Genomic DNA, 15,061 nt, shown 5'->3' with positions numbered 1-15,061 from the left:
AACCGATATCGGCGGCCATCGTTGCCGTCATCCGCGGGCGAAGGCCAGCAGTTCCGCGTTGAAGCGGTCGCGGTGGGTGATGAACAGGCCGTGCGGCGCCCCCTCATAGAAGGACAGCGTGGCGTTCGGCATCAGCGCCACCGTGCGTTCGGCGAGCGCCAGCGGCGTCGTCACGTCGCGGTCGCCATGGATGACCAGTGTCGGCACGGCGATGGCCGGCAGCTCCTTGCGAAAATCGGCCGAGGTGATGGCGCGGTTGCACTCCAGCAGGGCCAACAGCGAGGATTGCAGCGCCATTCCGGTGATCCACCCCTTCATCTCCGCCGAGGTCTCCCCGTTCACGAAGGGGTCGATGTTGTCGCCGAGCCATTTCGGGAAGTCGCGCAGCAGCTGCTCCGTCCGGAACGCCTCGAACAGCGCCGGATCGACGCCATCGGGGTTATCGTCGGTGCGCGCCATCAGCGGCGTGATGGTTCCCACCATCACCACGCCCGCCACCCGCCCGGAGCCATGCCGGGTCAGGTAGCGCACGATCTCCCCCGTCGCCATCGAATGGCCGACCAGCGTCACGTCGCGCAGATCCAGCCCGTCGATCAGGGCGGCGATGTCGTCCGCCAACCGGTCGAAGCCGTAGCCGGACGGCGATTCGTCGGACTTTCCATGGCCGCGGCGGTCGAAGGCGATGCAGCGGCAGCCCTGTTCGGACAGCGGCGCCATCTGATAGGCCCAGGCGTCGGAGGTCAGCGACCAGCTCGACACGAACAGGATCGGCCGGCTGCCCTCTTTCTTGCCCCAATCGCGGTAGAACAGGCGCACGCCGTCGTCGGTGTGGATGAAGCCCATGATCGATCTCCCTGCGAAAGAATTGCGGTTCAGGCCGTCGGCATCTGGTCGAGGAAGCCGGTGACGCTGCGCAGCCGGCCGTCGGCCGCCAGCAGCGCGAAATCGGTGCCGCGGGCGAGCGGCTCGCCGCCCTCCGGCCCCAGCGCCCAGGAGAAGCGCAGCCGGTCATTGTGCCCGTCCACAGCCCCGAGCAGGCTGAAGCGCAGGCCGGGGAACTGCCGCTGCACGGCGTCGATCAGAGCGTCCAGCCCGTCATGGCCGCTCACCCCCGCCAGCGGGTCGAGATAGCTGGCATCCTCGCTCCAGCCCTCGGCGATCAGGGCGCGGCGCCGCTGCGGGTCGGTCTCGTTCCAGGCGGCGATGTAGAGGTCGGCGATTGCGGCGGGGGTGTGGGTCGCGTCGGTCATCGTCAGGTCCCTTTCTCGGTCCGTTGTCCTGGCCGCCGGATTGTCCCGGCGAAGCCAGAATTGCCCGATGGCGGGAGCTGAATCGATTACGTGCCAGGTAATGCCGTACACGAACGATCCCGCGGCGCGCGCATGCCTGCCATCACCGTCGCACTGCGGTACGCATGCCTGTGATCCGGCTAAGGTCCACAACCATCACCTTTGCCGTCACCGCCGCCGTTCGGATCCTCCATGCGTCTCATCTTCCTGCTCGGCCTCGCCGGCTTTGCCAGCGCCTTTTCCCTGCGCACCACCGATCCGATGCTGACGCTGATCGCCGACGACCTCGGCGTCACGGTTCGGCAGGCGGCGCTGCTGGCCTCCGCCTACACGCTGCCCTATGCGTTGATGCAGATCGTGCTGGGGCCGGTCGGCGACGCCATCGGCAAGTCGCGGCTGGTCCGGCTGGCCCTTTCGGTCCTGACCGTCGGCCTTGTGCTGTCCACCATGGCGCCGAGCTACGGCACGGTGATGGCCGGGCGCGTCCTGGCCGGCGCCTTCGCCGGCGGCATCATCCCGGCGTCCATGGCGCTGATCGGCGACCGCGTGCCTTATGAGGAGCGCCAGATCGCCATCAGTCGTTTCCTGCTGGCGGTGATCCTCGGGCAGATGTCGGGCTCCGCCGTCTCAGGCGCCTTGGCCGAGGCGTTCGGCTGGCGCATGGTGTTCGGCCTGTCCGCCGGGCTGACCGCGCTGATCTGCGTCGCCGCCCTCATTGGCCTGGCGCGCGAGGTGGAGACCCGTTCCCCCCTGTCGGTGGCGGATGCGCAGCGGCGCTATGCCACCGTGCTGACAAACCCGGCCTCCCTGTTCGTCTTCGCCACGGTGGCGGCGGAAGGGCTGCTGATCTTCGGCGTCTTCCCCTTCGTGGCGCCGGTGCTGATCGAACATGGCGCGGCCGGCGCCTTCCAGGCCGGATTGACCATCGCCGCCTTCGCCATCGGCGGCGTCGCCTACAGCGCCGTGGTGCGGCGGCTGATCGCCTCGCTCGGCCAATGGGGCATGATGAAGGCCGGCGGTCTGGCCGCCGGTCTGGCCTATCTGGTCATCGCCTTCCCGGTGCCCTGGCCGGTGGTGAGCCTGTGTTTCCTGGTCGCCGGCTTCGGCTTCTACATGCTGCACAACACCATGCAGACCCAGGCGACGGAGCTGGCGCCAACCGCCCGCGGATCGGCGCTGGCCCTGTTCGCGTCGAGCTTCTTCATCGGCCAGGGGATTGGGCCGGTGCTGTACGGCACCATCTCCACCCACACCGGCTTCGGCCCGCTGTTCCTCGGCGTCGGTGCACTGACCGCCGGGCTGGGCTTCGCCTCGGCCCGGCTGATCCGGCGGGGGCGGGCTTAAACGCCCCTTACAAACACGCCCGGATATAGGGCCGGTTCGCCTCCCACAGCTCGTCCAGGATGGCGACGGCTGCCGTGCTGGAGTTGATGACGGGGTCGATCAGCAGGGCTTGCAGCGCCAGCTCCTTCGACCCGTGCAGCGCCGCCTCCACCGACAATTGCTGAACGTTGGCCTGGACCGACAGCAGCTTGACGATGCCGTCGGGCAGGCGGCCGAGCGAGATCGGGTGGACGCCGGCGGCGTCCGCCACCAGCGGCACCTCCACCGCCAGCTCGTCGGGCAGGCCGGGGATCACGCCGCGGTTGATGACGATCCCCGATTCGATGAAGCGCTTCTGGTTGTGCAACTGGCCGGCGATCACCGCCACCGCCCGCTCGCCCCAGGACGGCTTTGTCCAGTCGTCGGGGATCGGCTTGCTGCCGTCGATGACGCCGTCCATCAGGTCGCGCAGGATGACGCGGCCCTCTTCGTCATGCTTGAAGTCGAAGCCATGCTCCCCGGCCTCCCAGCCATAGGGCAGGAACTCGCCGGTATGGTCGTCGCTGGGCGTCACCCACAAACCGAAGGCGTGGAACAGGCGGCGCGCCAGCGGGGTGAAGGACGGGTCGTGCGTCGCCTCCTTCTCCCGCAGCAGCGGGTAGAGGTCGCGCCCCGTCGCCTTCTCGCGGATCGCGGTCAGCCATTGGAAATGGTTCAGCCCGGCGCCCCAGACATCGACCTCCTTCTCCGCCATGCCCAGGATCTGGCAGATGAACCAGCGCGCCAGGAAGATGCCGTGGCAAAGCCCCAGCGTCCGCACGGAGGTGCAGCGCGACAGGCCCAGGACGATGCGGCTTTCCGGATTCGACAGGTTGATGAACAGCGCGTCCGGGCAGATCGCCTCGACGTCGCGGACGATGTCGACGATCAGCGGCAGGGTGCGCAGGGTGAAGAACAGACCGCCGGGACCGCCGTTTTCGCCCAGCGTGTGGCGGATGCCGTGCTTCTTCGGCACCTCGAAATCCAGCCTCCACAGCCGGTTGCGGTCGATGGCGATGGCGCACAGCACGAAACCGGCGCCCTGCAGGGCCGCTTTGCGGTCGGTGGTCTTCTCGATGGTGATGCCGGCGTCACCGTGGCGGTTCATCACCTCGGCCAGCGCCGCCATGCGGTCGAGCGCCTCGGGGTTCGTATCGACCAGCGTCAGGGTGCTGCCGGCGAGTTCGGTGGTGGAAAACAAATCCTGGAACAGGCTGAGCCCGAAGGCGGCGCTGCCGGCGCCGATGAAGACGATTTTCGTGGTGTTGGGCATGTCGGGTTTCCTCCGTGAGCGGAGCGGCTGACCGCCGTCTTGTCGGAACAGGCTACGCCTTTCGGAGAGGTCCGCACAGTCCCCGCGTGCAACCGTCTTTGTCTGCGCCACCGCGTCGCGCCCACATCATTCGCATGCTTGTCCCATGGCGAAGACGGTCCGGCTGCGGCATGCTGGGAAAAACGAATGTCTCCGTGGGAGGATAGCAATGGACAGTTTCAGCCAGCCCGTGTCCCAGGCCGCCGATGCCAGACCGCTGAGTTTCCCGCCCGATTTCCGCTGGGGCGCGTCCACCGCCTCGTACCAGATCGAAGGGGCGGTGGCCGAGGACGGGCGCGGGCCTTGCGTGTGGGACACCTTCACCGCGCAAGGGTGCATCATGGATGGCAGCAGCGCCGCCGTCGCCTGCGACCATTACCACCGCTTCCCGGAAGACATCGCGCTGATGAAGGCGGCGGGCTTCGACAGCTACCGCTTCTCCATCGCCTGGCCGCGCATCCTGCCGACGGGGACCGGGGCGGTGGAGACTCGCGGCCTCGATTTCTACGACCGGCTGGTCGACGGGCTGCTGGAGGCCGGGATCACGCCGATGGCCTGCCTCTATCATTGGGACCTGCCGCAGCCGCTGGAGGATGCCGGCGGCTGGCAGGGGCGGGAGATCATCGGCCCCTTCGCCGACTATGCCCGCATCGTCACCGCCCGGCTGGCCGACCGGGTCAAGACCTGGATGATGCTGAACGAGCCGAACGTGGTCGCCATCTTCGGCTATGGCGTGGGGGAGCATGCCCCCGGCCACAAGCTGGGCGAACAGGGCATCCTGCGGGCCCTGCACCACCAGAATCTGGCGCAGGGCGCCGCCTTGCGCGCCATCGCGGCGGAGCATTCCGGCCTGACGCTGGGCACCGTCCTGAACCTGCAGCCCGCCGTTCCCGACAGCGACCGGCCGGAGGATGTGGCCGCCGCCGCCCGCTGGGACGCGGTGTGGAACCGGGTGACGCTGGACGGGGTGATGCGCGGCCAGATCCCGGCGCTGCTGGCCGACCGCATGGCGGATTTCGTGCTGCCCGGCGACGAGGAGGCGATCCGCTATCCCATCGACCTGCTGGGCATCAACTACTACTCCCGCATGACGATGAAGCATGAGGAGGGGCGGCCCTTCAATGTCGGCTGGGGCGAGGCGCAGTGCCGGCGCTGGACCGGCATGGCCTGGCCGGTGCAGCCGGAGGGGCTGTACGACCTGCTGACCGAATTCCGCACCGATTACGGCAACCCCGCCGTCTTCATCGCGGAAAACGGCTGCGCCTATGACGACATCGTGACGCCGGACGGCCAGATCCACGATGCCGAGCGGGTGCTGTACTACCGCGAGCATCTGGAATCGGTGGCGAAGTCGCTGGCCGACGGCTGCAACGTCAAAGGCTATCTGTGCTGGAGCCTGCTGGACAACTTCGAATGGGCCTTTGGCCTGTCGAAGCGTTTCGGCATCGTGCGGGTCGATTATGATACGCTGGAACGCACGCCGAAGGACAGCTATCGCTTCCTTGCCGAGGTTGTGAGAACGGGGAGGCTTTAACCCTTCTTTCGCCCCTGACCCTGTACTTTTGGCAATAGACGTCCTATTCGTTAGCCATACGGACGTTAAGGATTGAGGGCGGGAGCCCGGGATGGGCGGCATGACCGACGACACAGACGGCAAGACGGGCGGCGGCAAAACCGGCGATGACCAATCCGCCGCCGGCAGGCCGGACAATGGCGCACCGGGCTTCACCCGCCGTTTCCTGATGCTGGCGGGCGGCTATTGGTTCGGACGGACCCGGGTGACCGTCTGGGCGATGACCGTGGCGCTGGTCGTGCTGACGATCGGGCAGGTGTCGATCCCGGTGCTGATCAATCTGTGGAGCGAGCGGCTGTTCGACGCGCTCGAACAGCGCTCCATGGACCGGTTGATGACCATGATCGGCCTGGTCGGGCTGATCATCGTCTACAACATCGTCATCGTCGTGCTACATCTGCGGGTGAAGCGCCGGTTGCAGATGGGCTGGCGCGACTGGCTGACGCGCAAGCTGCTGGAGGACTGGCTGCGCCGCGGCCGCCACCACCAGATCGCCTATCTGCCGGGCGAGCACGACAACCCCGACGGCCGCATCGCCGAGGACATCCGCATCACGGCGGAGGTCGCCATCGACCTTGGCCATTCTCTGACCTACTGCGCGCTGCTGCTGGTCAGCTTCACCAACATCCTGTGGATGCTGTCCGGCACCCTGACGGTCACGGTTTTCGGGTCCGAGCTGTCGGTGCCGGGCCATCTGCTCTATGTGGCGCTGATCTATGCCGTGGTGGGCACCAGCATCGCGATGCTGATCGGCCAGCCACTGGTCAACGCCGTCAACCGCCGCCAGGGCTACGAGGCCGATTTCCGCTTCGCGCTGGCCCGCATCCGCGAGAACGGCCAGACCATCGCACTGCTGCACGGGGAATCGGCCGAGCGCGGACATCTCACCGGCCTGTTCGCCGGGGTGGCGCGGGGCTGGAACCGCCAGACCGCGGCGCTCGCCAACATGATGGTGTTCAGCGCCAGCTATTCCGTGCTGTCGGCGGCCTTTCCGATCCTGGTCGCCGCCCCCCGCTACATCACCGGCGCCATCACGCTGGGCGTGCTGATGCAGACGGCGCAGGCCTTCCAGCAGACGGTGGGCGCCCTGTCCTGGCCGATCGACAATCTGCCGCGGGCCGCCGAATGGCGCGCGTCGGTGGAGCGCGTGCTGAACCTGCACGACGCGCTGGTTCGGCTGGACCGCGAGGTCTGCGACGTCCCGGACGGCCATATCCAGGTCGTGCGCGCGGACGAGCACAAGTCCCTGACCTTCACCGGCGTCGCCATCGACGAGCCGAACGGCACGGCCGTGGTCCATTCCTTCGATCTGGAGGTGCGGCCGGGCGACCGCGTGCTGATCGGCGGCGACGCGACGGCGACCATCCGCCTGTTCCGTGCCGTGGCCGGCGTCTGGCCCTGGGGCCGCGGGCTCATCACCCTGCCGGCCCACACCCGCGTCTTCTTCATGCCGGAACGCCCCTATCTGCCGCATGCCACCCTGCGCGCGGTGCTGGCCTATCCCGGCACGGCCTCGTCGTTGGCCGACGACAAGGCGGCCGACGCGCTGGTCAGCGTCGGTCTGCCCGACCTCGTCGACCGGCTCGACAGCCTCGACCGCTGGGACGAGGTGCTGTCGGTGCCCGAACGCCAACGGCTGGGCTTCGCCCGGCTGCTGATCCGCCGCCCCGACTGGATCTTCCTGGAGGACGCCACCGACAGCCTCGACCCCCCGGCGGAGGAGGAACTGCTGACGCTGATGGAGCGGGAACTGCCGAACGCCACCCTGCTGACCATCGGCCACCACGCCGGGCTGGACGCCCACCACGGCCGCAAGCTGGTGCTGGAGCGCACCAACGGTGCCGTCACCTTGCGCGAGGAGGTGCGGGAGGTCCTGCCGGCGACGGAAAGCGCGGCCTGACTCTCCCCGCTCCCGAACCTTGGGCGCGAACCTTGGAACCGATCCAAAAAGCTGCCACACTGCGCGGCGGACACCGTTCGCACCCACAGCATCGCCGCCCCGCACAACCATGGACATGAGCGTGAAGAAGACCAGCATCAACGCGGCATGGCGGGGGCTGGCGAACTGCCGGGGGTGCGGCATCCGGGAGTCGGCGCTGTTCGCCGATCTGACCGAATCCGATTTCAACCTGATCCACCTGCCGATCGACGAGATGACGGTGGCGCCGGGGGCCGCGCTCTATCATGTCGGCGACGAGCCGGCGGCGCTCTTCACCGTGCGCGGCGGGCTGGTGAAGCTGGTGCAGTATCTGCCGAATGGCGGCCAGCGCATCGTCCGGCTCCTGCGCACCGGCGACACCGCCGGGCTGGAGGCGGCGCTGGGCGAGCCCTACCGCCACACCGCCATCGCCATTCACCCCGTTTTGACCTGCCGCATCCCCCGCGCGGTGATCCAGCGCCTGTCGGAGGAGACGCAGCACCTGCACCAGCAGCTGATGCGGCGCTGGCATCAGGCGGTGGAGCGGGCCGACGCCTTTCTGGTCGAACTCGGTACCGGCAGCGCCAGGGCGCGGGTCGCCCGGCTGTTCCTGACCCTGGTGGATGACCAGGGCGAATGCGACTTCTTCGGGCGGGAGGATGTCGGCGCCGTGCTGGGCATCACCACCGAGACCGCCAGCCGTGTCGTCGCCGAACTGAAGCGGCAAGGCCTGCTGGACGAACTGCGGCCCAACCGCTTCCGCTGCGACGTGGACGCCCTGCGCGAGCTGGCAGACGGACCGTAGCCCGTCCGCCAGCAATCGACCGTCAGGCCGCCCGCATCTCCTCCACCAGCCCATCGACCTGACCGGCCAGCGTCCGCAGTTGATCCTGCACGGTGGAGGAGGCCGACAGCACGCGGTTGGCCGACTCCCCCGACTCCCGCGCCGCGTCGGCGACGCTGTCGATGTTGCCGCGCACATGCCGGGTGCCATCCGCCGCCTCGCCGACATTGCGGGCGATCTCGCGGGTGGCGGCGCTCTGCTGCTCCACCGCGGCGGCGATGGTGGCGGCGATCTCGTTGACCTCGCGGATGGTGCCGGCGATGGAGCGGATGGCGTCCACCGCCTCCTGGGTCACCGACTGCATAGCGGTGATCTGGGCGGAGATGTCCTCCGTCGCCTTGGCGGTCTGGGTGGCGAGGCCCTTCACCTCGCTCGCCACGACGGCAAAGCCCTTGCCGGCCTCGCCCGCTCGCGCGGCTTCGATCGTCGCGTTCAGCGCCAGCAGGTTGGTCTGGCCGGCGATCGACTGGATCAGCCCGACCACCTCGCCGATGCGGCCGGCGGTCTGCGCCAGCCCTTCCACCGTGCGGTCGGTGCGCTCCGCCTCGTCCGCCGCCTTGCGGGCGATCTGGCTGGAGGCATGAACCTGGGTGCCGATCTCCTGGATCGAGGCCGACAGCTCCTCCGTCGCCGCGGCGACCGCCTTGACGTTGCCCTCCGCCTGCTGCGAGCTGCCGGCGGCGGTCGTCGCCTCCCCGGCGGTCAGGTCGGCGCTGCGGGTCATGCGCTCGGCCATGTCCTGCATCTCGCCGGCCGCCTGGGCGACGCGGTCGAGCACGCCGCGGACGCTGCTCTCGAAATTTTCGGCCATCTCGACCATGGCGCGGCGGCGTTCGCCGGCGGCCCGGCCGCGTTCGGCCTCCGCCCGCGCATTGGCGGCGTTCGCCTCGTTGGCGGTGTCGCGGAAGACCATCAGGGCGCGGGTCATGTCGCCGATCTCGTCCGCCCCGGCGGCGGGGATCGGCGCATCCAGCCGGCCCTCGGCAATCTCCCGCATGGCGTCGGACAGCGCGCTCAGCCGGGCGACGATGTGGCGGCCGACCACCAGCCAAGCCAGCGCCGCGGCGCCGATCAGGCTGCCGACGGCGAACAGGATCAGCATCTTGCGGCCGGCGGCGATGGTGCCTTCGGTGCCGGTCACCGCCGCCTTCGCCTGGTCCCGCATGGCGGCGATTTCGCGGTCGACGGTGGCGGCGAAGCGCTGGGCCAGCAGCCGGTTCTCGGCCAGCATCCGCTCGGTGTCGGCCGCAGCCGCCAGTTCGGCGCGGCGCAGGGCGATCACCCCTTCCTCGCCGCGGCCGAAGCCGATCAGCGCCTTCGCCAGCGCCGTCAGCACCTCGGTGCCGGCGCCATCGTCGCCGGACTGCCCGCGGAGGGTGCCGACGCGCTCATAAAGCGACGAGGACGCGGCGGTGAAGCGCTTTTCCAGAAGATCCAGGCGGGCGGCGTCGGGGGCCTGCGCCGCCTCGTTCAACGCGCCGGTCAGGGCTGTGCCGTAGGTCGACAGCTCCAGATTGGTGCGGAAGCGCTCCAGCCCGCTGCCGAGAAGGTCCTGCACCGCCTCCTGCACCTGCGAGCGGATGTCGAAGTTGGCGCGCTTGATGTCGCTCTGCACCTTGCGCAGCGGCGCCTTCAGCCCGTCGAGCAGCTGGGCGGCCTGCGTCCTGGCGGCGGTCAGCCGCTCGGCCAGCCGGCGGTCGACCGCCCCGCTGCTGTTTTCGGTGCCGTCCAGGGCGGCGCGGCGCAGGTCGAAGACATTGTCCTTGCCATAGCCGAACAGGAACAGCGCGTCGATCTTGCCGGCGGTGTCGGGGGCCAAGCGGTCGCCCAGCGTGCCGAGAGTCCCCGTCACCTGCGACGACGCCTCCAGATAGGATTGCTGCAGCTCGCCGATGGTCTTGGCGTCCTGCGCCGTGCCGGAACGGTTCATGGCGTCGAGCGCGCCGGCGATGCCGCTGCGCAGATCATAGAGCGCGATCATCGACCGCACGGCGTCCGACAGCGTCCCCATGTCGCGATCGGTGCCGCCGTCCAGCGCCATGCCCTTCTGCTGCAAGGCCTCCCCGGCGCCATCGACCAGCGGCGCCAGTGTCTTGAGGAAGCCGTCATAGCTCTGGGCCAGCCGGGTGGACGCCGCCTCGCGCCGGTCATGCACGGACAGGCGCCGCGCCACGCCGTCGTTGATACCGTCCAGCGTGGCGATCAGCGCGTTGCCGGTCTCGCGCACCTCCGTCAGCAGCGGGTCCTGCGGCCGGCGCCCGGCCAACTCGTCGACCAGCGACAGGAAGCCGCGGGCGCGTTCCTTGGCCTCCGTCCGGATGCGTTCCCGCTCCTCCTGGCTGGTGGCGCCGTCCAGAGTGGGGGCGGCCGAGGCGATGGCGCCGCTTGCGCCGGCCAGGCGGGTCGCCAGTTCCATCTCCGGCAGGCTGGTGTCGGCGATCTGCGCCATCGGCCGCTCCACCGCGGAGAAGGACATCAGGCCGACGGCGCTGGCCGCCACCGTCATCGCCGCCATGCCGGCGAAGGACAGCATCAGCTTGGCCCGCACGCCGAGACGGCGCCCGGTTTTGGCTGCGCCGGACTGTGGGACGGCGGGTGCGGCAGTGGTCATGGCGTCGGTTTCCCCACAAAGCAGGTAAGGGTGGGCAGGTAAGGGTGGGCAGGTAAGGGCGGATATGGTCGCTGCCGGCCGCAAGCCCGCATTGTGCGCAATCATGGAACTGCAAGCCTCGAGACGTGCTTGCGACCATCAGCCACACCGGCCCTTGCATGATTTTCGAGGCGGTGAGCAGCCGTCAATCTCTTTTCCGCTAACTCGAAAAGATAGTCATAGACCTTCCGATATGCGGAAAACCCGACCATCGTGGGTGTGATAATTTCTTCGACGGGAAAGTCCGTAACCCGCTTCCGAACTGCCAAGCCCAGGTCTATGCGCGTGGATCATAGCCATAGCGGGCAGCACGAAAGGCATCCCGGCCATCGACCGACCCTATCCCTGTGCTTACCCCCACCGGTGAAAAACCGATCACTTGGATAGCGGGACGGCCATACCGATGCCGAGTGGAAGCACCGGGGTGGCGTGGCTAGCTTGGGATCAGCACGTTACCCAAGGGATTTCGAGAATGCCGCAGGATGCCAGCCACCCTTTCGCCAGTTCGTCCTTTGAGGGCTCCATGACCGTTGGGACCGCCGGGCTTCCCCCTTCAGCATCCGGTGGTTCCGACGACGGGATGATCGCCGGCATCCGCTCCGTCCTCGCGGAGTGCGGCGGGCTGGCGGTCGATGCCGGCACCCTCGCCATCGACGACGACCTCTATTCCGCCGGCCTCACCTCGCACGGCTGCGTCGGCCTGATGCTGGGGTTGGAGGAGCAGTTCGACGTCGAGTTTCCGGAAAAGCTGCTGAACCGCCGCACCTTCGAGAGCATCGCCGCGATCTGCGACGCGGTGCGCGGTCTGGTCGACGGGGGCGAGGCGTGAACGCCGCCCCGGCCGCCCTGGCCGAGCTGGCGCCAAGCCCCGCTCAGGTCGCCCCGGCTCAGGTCAATATCGCGGCCCGTGCGCGCGCCGTCGGTGCCGAGATCGCCGCGCGCCATGCCGATGCCGTCGATCGCGACGGCCGCTTCCCCACCGAGGCCTTCGACGCCCTGCGCGAGCAGGGGCTGCTGGGCGTCATGGTTCCGGCGGACCTCGGCGGCGCCGGCGCCTCGCTGTTCGACGTGGCGGCGGCCTGCCATGCGCTGGCCCGCGGCTGTGCCGCCACCGGCATGATCTATGCCATGCACCAGATTCAGGTCGCCTGTCTGGTCAATCACGGCACCAACGATTGGCACCGCGACCTGATGGCGCGCATCGCCGCCGAACAGCTCCTGCTCGGCTCCGCCACGACGGAGAAGGAGACCGGCGGCGACATCCGCAACAGCGTCTGCGCCGTTCAGGCTGAACCGGAGGCCGAAGGCGGGCGCTTCACCCTGGCGAAGAACGCCTCGGTGATCTCCTACGGCGACCAGTCCGACGTGATCCTGGTCACCGCGCGGCGCAACCCCGACGCCCCGTCGTCGGATCAGGTGCTGGTGGTGGTGACCAAGGACGATTATCGGCTGGAGAAGACCTCGCTCTGGGACGCGATGGGCATGCGCGGCACCTGCTCCGACGGCTACCGGCTGGAGGCGGCGGGCGTCATCGACCAGATCCTGCCCTTGCCCTATGCCGACCTGTCGGCCCAGACCATGCTGCCGGTCACCCACATCCTGTGGAGCAGCACCTGGCTCGGCATCGCCGCCGACGCGGTCAGCCGCGCCCGCGCCTTCGTCCGCTCCGAAGCCAAGCGCAAGCCCGGCACCACCCCGGCGTCGGCCGTGCGGCTGGCCGAGGCGACGGCCAAGCTGCAGCAGATGAAGGCCGTCATCCTCGCCGCGATCCGCCAGTACGAGATGGCCTGCGGTTCGCCGGAGCAGCTGACCAGCCTGTCCTTCGCCACGGCGATGAGCACGCTGAAGGTCACCACCTCGGAACTGGTGCGCGAGGTGGTGGAGGCGGCGATACGCACCTGCGGGTTGGCCGGCTACCGCAACGACACCCCCTACAGCCTGGGTCGCCACCTGCGCGACGCTCATTCCGCCGCGCTCATGATCGGCAACGACCGCATCATGTCGCATGTCGCCACTCAGCTTCTCGTCCAGCGGGACGGGTTGGGGCCCTTCGAATGAATATGGTCGACATCACCGCGGCCCAGGCCGCCTATCGCGACGAGCTGGTGGAAGCCGGGCTGCTGATCCCCACGGGCGTGGACGGCCTCTATGGCCGCAGCGGCGTCTTCGAGGATGTGGTGGAGCGTTTCGACGCCCTGGTCACCCGCTGGGGCGGCCAGGACGGGGCGGAGGTCATGCGCTTCCCGCCGGCCCTGAACCGCCAGTATTTCGAGGAAAGCGAGTATCTGAAGAGCTTTCCCCATCTGGCCGGCACCATCCACAGCTTCGGCGGCGACGAGAAGGCGCACCGCACTCTGCTGCGTCGGCTGGAGGAGGGGCAGGACTGGACCGAGGATCAGGTCGCGACCGATGTGGTGATGACCCCGGCCGCCTGCTACCCGGTCTATCCGACCATCGCCCAACGCGGCGCGCTGCCCGGTGACGGCAAGCTGATCGACGTCTTCTCCTACTGCTTCCGGCGCGAGCCGTCGATCGACCCCGCCCGCATGCAGCTGTTCCGCATGCGCGAGTACATCCGCATCGGCACCCCCGATCAGGTCGTGGAATTCCGCGAGCTGTGGCTGGAGCGCGGGCGCGAGATGATGGGCTCGCTGGAGGTGCCGCTGGACGTCGACGTCGCCAACGACCCCTTCTTCGGTCGGGCCGGCGCCATGCTGTCGAACAGCCAGCGCGAGCAGAAGCTGAAGTTCGAGCTGCTGATCCCGATCACCAGCAATGAGAAGCCGACCGCCTGCCTCAGCTTCAACTATCACCAGGACCATTTCGGCCATCTGTGGGACATCCACACCGCCGACGGCGGCGTCGCCCACACCGCCTGCGTCGGCTTCGGCATGGAGCGCGTGGCGCTGGCGCTGTTCCGCCACCACGGCTTCGACACCGCGCAGTGGCCGGCCTCGGTCCGCAAGGTCCTGTGGGGGTGACCGCCAGCATGTGGACTCCGCACCGGCCCGACGGCTACGACCGCCATCCCCTGCACCAGGGCGAGCGGATTTGGCCGGAGACCAACTGCTACGTCGATCTGTGGATCGAGGCGCTGCATGCCCGCGGCTTGGAACCGCGGGCGATGCTGGGCTTCACCGTCACCCAGGATTTCGAAGGCGACCAGTTCACCTTCTTCAAGGTGCCGCTGGAGGATCTGGAGACGCTGTACGGCCTGCGCGTGCAGGAGCTGGCGATCTACGACAGCGTCGAAGCCCATGTGGCGGAGCAGCTGAAGCGCAGCCGGGATGGTGGGCTGGTTCTGGTGGAGGTCGACGGCTTCCACCTGCCGGACACCCGCGGCACGTCCTACGGCACCACCCATGTGAAGACGACGGTCGGCATCGTCCGCATCGACCCGGCGGCGCGGACGATGGATTACTTCCACAATGCCGGCTTCTACCGGCTGGAGGGCGCCGATTATGAGGGCGTCGCCGCCGCGGCGGCCGGACCGCTCTTCCCCTATGTCGAGTTCGTGAAGCCGGGCACCCCGCCGCTGGACGGGAGCGCGCTGGTCACAGCGTCACTCGACCTGCTGCGCCGCCACCTTGCCCGCCGTCCCGCCGGCAATCCGGTGACGGCCTACCGCGCCGCCTTCCCGGAGCATCTCGACCGGCTGCTGAGCCGGCCGATGGAGTATTTCCACCTCTACGCCTTCAACCTGCTGCGCCAGCTTGGCGCCAATTTCGAGTTGCTGGGCGCCCATGTCCGCTGGCTCGACGGCCCGGCCGACGCGGTGGAGGCCTGCCAGTCCATCGCCGAGGGCGCCAAGGCGATGCAGTTCCAGCTGGCCCGCACCGTGGCCCGGCGCAAGGCTCCCGACCTGACCGACAGCTTCGACCGGCTGGAACGGGGCTACGACACCGTCCTGGGCAGTCTGGCCCGGCGATACGGGTGAGTGGCGATGGCCCAAATCCGATCCGTCTCGGGACGCCGGCAGACCCTTCTGGACCAGGGATGGACTCTGACCGTATCGGCACCGGGCGCGGACGTCGCATTCGACGATAATCGCCCTCTCCCGCCCCGGGAGAGGGAGGGGACCCACGAAGTGGGGAGGGTGAGGGGTGATCCAAG

12 protein-coding genes are annotated in these 15,061 nt (G+C 68.7%); 8 read left to right on the top strand and 4 right to left on the bottom strand.

The features are described from left to right. Nucleotides 1-27: 27 nt before the first annotated feature. Complete coding sequence (locus TSO5_RS15080; RefSeq protein ID WP_109152324.1) at nt 28-843, bottom strand: alpha/beta hydrolase; 816 nt, start codon at nt 841-843, stop codon at nt 28-30. 29 nt (nt 844-872) lie between these two features. Continuing rightward, nucleotides 873-1,250 (bottom strand): nuclear transport factor 2 family protein, encoded by a 378-nt coding sequence (locus TSO5_RS15075; protein WP_109152323.1) that lies wholly within the window; start codon nt 1,248-1,250, stop codon nt 873-875. Between the two features lie 231 nt (nt 1,251-1,481). Here TSO5_RS15075 and TSO5_RS15070 point away from each other — a divergent pair, with 231 nt between their 5' ends. Further along, nucleotides 1,482-2,633 carry an MFS transporter gene (locus tag TSO5_RS15070; RefSeq protein WP_109152322.1) on the top strand — a complete coding sequence of 384 codons (1,152 nt, stop codon included), beginning with the start codon at nt 1,482-1,484 and terminating at the stop codon, nt 2,631-2,633. A 7-nt stretch (nt 2,634-2,640) separates the two neighbouring features. Here the strand turns inward: TSO5_RS15070 and TSO5_RS15065 are convergent, their stop codons facing one another. Next, on the bottom strand, nt 2,641-3,924 hold the full coding sequence (locus TSO5_RS15065) for an alpha-glucosidase/alpha-galactosidase (protein ID WP_109152321.1): 1,284 nt from the start codon (nt 3,922-3,924) through the stop codon (nt 2,641-2,643). A gap of 208 nt (nt 3,925-4,132) precedes the next feature. On the opposite strand from TSO5_RS15065, the gene TSO5_RS15060 reads away from it, so the two are divergent. The 3 genes from TSO5_RS15060 to TSO5_RS15050 all read left to right on the top strand — a co-directional run bounded on the left by TSO5_RS15060 (nt 4,133) and on the right by TSO5_RS15050 (nt 8,259). Next, on the top strand, nt 4,133-5,497 hold the full coding sequence (locus TSO5_RS15060) for a GH1 family beta-glucosidase (protein ID WP_109152320.1): 1,365 nt from the start codon (nt 4,133-4,135) through the stop codon (nt 5,495-5,497). A 100-nt stretch (nt 5,498-5,597) separates the two neighbouring features. Continuing rightward, entirely contained in the window at nt 5,598-7,436 is a 1,839-nt protein-coding gene (locus tag TSO5_RS15055) for an ABC transporter ATP-binding protein/permease (protein ID WP_247870774.1), read from the top strand. Between the two features lie 115 nt (nt 7,437-7,551). Further along, on the top strand, nt 7,552-8,259 hold the full coding sequence (locus TSO5_RS15050) for a Crp/Fnr family transcriptional regulator (protein ID WP_246457956.1): 708 nt from the start codon (nt 7,552-7,554) through the stop codon (nt 8,257-8,259). 22 nt (nt 8,260-8,281) lie between these two features. Here TSO5_RS15050 and TSO5_RS15045 read toward each other — a convergent pair whose 3' ends face one another. Continuing rightward, nucleotides 8,282-10,909, bottom strand: a complete 2,628-nt coding sequence (locus TSO5_RS15045; protein WP_109152318.1) for a HAMP domain-containing methyl-accepting chemotaxis protein — start codon at nt 10,907-10,909, stop codon at nt 8,282-8,284. A 562-nt stretch (nt 10,910-11,471) separates the two neighbouring features. On the opposite strand from TSO5_RS15045, the gene TSO5_RS15040 reads away from it, so the two are divergent. The 4 genes from TSO5_RS15040 to TSO5_RS15025 are packed head-to-tail and all read left to right on the top strand — an operon-like array spanning nt 11,472 to nt 14,885. Then, the gene (locus TSO5_RS15040) at nt 11,472-11,777 is read left to right on the top strand and encodes an acyl carrier protein (RefSeq protein WP_282183515.1); all 306 of its coding nucleotides are present in this window, start codon (nt 11,472-11,474) and stop codon (nt 11,775-11,777) included. Next, complete coding sequence (locus TSO5_RS15035; RefSeq protein ID WP_247870773.1) at nt 11,774-13,006, top strand: acyl-CoA dehydrogenase family protein; 1,233 nt, start codon at nt 11,774-11,776, stop codon at nt 13,004-13,006. The genes TSO5_RS15040 and TSO5_RS15035 overlap by 4 nt, the downstream gene beginning before the upstream one ends. After that, complete coding sequence (locus tag TSO5_RS15030) at nt 13,003-13,929, top strand: amino acid--[acyl-carrier-protein] ligase (RefSeq protein WP_109152316.1); 927 nt, start codon at nt 13,003-13,005, stop codon at nt 13,927-13,929. The genes TSO5_RS15035 and TSO5_RS15030 overlap by 4 nt, the downstream gene beginning before the upstream one ends. Further along, nucleotides 13,926-14,885: a DUF1839 family protein gene (locus TSO5_RS15025; RefSeq protein ID WP_247870772.1), complete on the top strand. Its 960-nt coding sequence runs from the start codon at nt 13,926-13,928 to the stop codon at nt 14,883-14,885. The genes TSO5_RS15030 and TSO5_RS15025 overlap by 4 nt, the downstream gene beginning before the upstream one ends. The last annotated feature ends 176 nt before the right edge of the window (nt 14,886-15,061 follow it).

This window comes from Azospirillum sp. TSO5 (assembly GCF_003116065.1).
GTDB lineage: Bacteria > Pseudomonadota > Alphaproteobacteria > Azospirillales > Azospirillaceae > Azospirillum.
Note: the sequence above shows the minus strand (reverse complement) of the source record. Positions and strands in the feature narration are given on the sequence as shown.

Bases quoted from the DNA above. Each gene is read 5' to 3' on its own strand.
- TSO5_RS15070 (WP_109152322.1), top strand. From the start codon at position 1,482: ATGCGTCTCATCTTCCTGCTCGGCCTCGCCGGCTTTGCCAGCGCCTTT.
- TSO5_RS15055 (WP_247870774.1), top strand. From the start codon at position 5,598: ATGACCGACGACACAGACGGCAAGACGGGCGGCGGCAAAACCGGCGAT.
- TSO5_RS15040 (WP_282183515.1), top strand. From the start codon at position 11,472: ATGACCGTTGGGACCGCCGGGCTTCCCCCTTCAGCATCCGGTGGTTCC.
- TSO5_RS15075 (WP_109152323.1), bottom strand. From the start codon at position 1,250: ATGACCGACGCGACCCACACCCCCGCCGCAATCGCCGACCTCTACATC.
- TSO5_RS15065 (WP_109152321.1), bottom strand. From the start codon at position 3,924: ATGCCCAACACCACGAAAATCGTCTTCATCGGCGCCGGCAGCGCCGCC.
- TSO5_RS15080 (WP_109152324.1), bottom strand. From the start codon at position 843: ATGGGCTTCATCCACACCGACGACGGCGTGCGCCTGTTCTACCGCGAT.
- TSO5_RS15050 (WP_246457956.1), top strand. From the start codon at position 7,552: ATGAGCGTGAAGAAGACCAGCATCAACGCGGCATGGCGGGGGCTGGCG.
- TSO5_RS15045 (WP_109152318.1), bottom strand. From the start codon at position 10,909: ATGACCACTGCCGCACCCGCCGTCCCACAGTCCGGCGCAGCCAAAACC.
- TSO5_RS15030 (WP_109152316.1), top strand. From the start codon at position 13,003: ATGAATATGGTCGACATCACCGCGGCCCAGGCCGCCTATCGCGACGAG.
- TSO5_RS15060 (WP_109152320.1), top strand. From the start codon at position 4,133: ATGGACAGTTTCAGCCAGCCCGTGTCCCAGGCCGCCGATGCCAGACCG.